1 protein-coding gene is annotated in these 545 nt (G+C 76.9%); it reads left to right on the top strand.

What is annotated here, in order from left to right:
- Positions 1–545, top strand: a 545-nt coding sequence (locus ABNX41_RS21945; protein WP_497883259.1) for a TrbL/VirB6 family protein, incomplete at both ends; no start/stop codon positions are given.

Raw genomic sequence — 545 nt, forward strand, 5'->3', positions numbered from 1 at the left:
ATCGTGCTTGCCGCCCTGTCGTTGCTCGGCCTCGGCATCTTCGGTCCCGGCATCGCGTCCGGCCTTGTCAGCGGCGGGCCGCAACTCGGCGCGGGCGCGGCCGTAGGCACGGGCCTCGCCGCAGGCGGCATGGTGCTCGCCGGTGGTGCTGCCGCTGGCGGCGCGGCGATGCTCGGCGCGAAGGGTGGCGCTGCCGCGCTCTCCGGCGGGGCCGCGGCCGTTCGCGGTGGAGCCGCTGCCGCCGGTGCGGCCTCTGCCGCCTACAGCGTCGGCTCACTTGGTCAGTCCGGCGCGGCGGGCGTCGCCTCCGGCATGGGCGGCATGGCTCGCGCCGCAGGCTCGGCCGCCATCTCGCCCCTCAAACGCGCCGCCGCACGCGCATCCGAGTCCGTCAAATCCAGCTTCACCGATGGCGCGCGCGCTGGCTTCGCCGCTGGTGGCGGCACGTCCTCCATGGGCACGGTCGGCGGCGCAGGCGCGGCCCCGGCCGCCACATCGTCCCCGACCGGCAATCCGCCCGCCTGGGCGCAGCGCATGCAGCGCTC

The organism is Pseudogemmobacter sonorensis (genome assembly GCF_042762395.1).
In the GTDB taxonomy this organism is placed as follows: Bacteria; Pseudomonadota; Alphaproteobacteria; order Rhodobacterales; family Rhodobacteraceae; genus Pseudogemmobacter; species Pseudogemmobacter sonorensis.